We start from the raw sequence: 613 nt of genomic DNA on the forward strand, positions 1-613 counted from the left end.
TCGAGGATTTATCACAGTGACGGCAAGCGTACTTAGGCCGAATGTGCTCAATCACTTTGATTTGAGCGGGAATAAACTCAAGCTTTTCTGACTTATCTTCACCCATTTTATGTAGCTCACCGCCACAGCAATCACAGGTTTTATCTTCGATATCGTGGATAACCTGCTCACGGGGTAAGTCTTTTGGCAGTGGCTTACGCACTGGCTTTTTACGGGTATAGCTAATGGATTGTTGCTCAGCCTCAGCGGCTTCAACAATTTCCTCCACTTCATTGAATAACTCGCCTTGCCCTACAAAGCCTTCAGCACTTTTGCCGAATTGTTTTTGTTGAGCTAAACGCCAGCGCTCTTCCAAGGCTGCGATTTGTGCATCCTTCTGCGCTAACAGTTTTTCAAGTTCAGCAATGCGCTGTTTAAGGGCGAGTTCATTTTTCATGAAGCCTATTTTAAGGCATAACAAAAGGCTTTCCAGTGCTAACTGAACGTCTTTTGATGATCATCAATCGATCGCCAACTCTTTTGAATAATTAAAGCACTTGCTTACCTGCGACATCAATTTTGCTGTGGCCAATCACATCATAACCCGCTAATAACCAGTGTAATTGTTGCTCGG

1 protein-coding gene is annotated in these 613 nt (G+C 43.9%); it reads right to left on the minus strand.

What is annotated here, in order from left to right; all coding sequences use genetic code 11:
* Positions 1–436, minus strand: a 436-nt coding sequence (locus tag H5202_RS23595; RefSeq protein WP_182774139.1) for an IS66 family transposase zinc-finger binding domain-containing protein, incomplete at its 3' end; no start/stop codon positions are given.
* Positions 437–613: the final 177 nt, after the last annotated feature.

The sequence above is a fragment of the Shewanella sp. SG41-4 genome (assembly GCF_014164505.1).
In the GTDB taxonomy this organism is placed as follows: domain Bacteria; phylum Pseudomonadota; class Gammaproteobacteria; order Enterobacterales; family Shewanellaceae; genus Shewanella.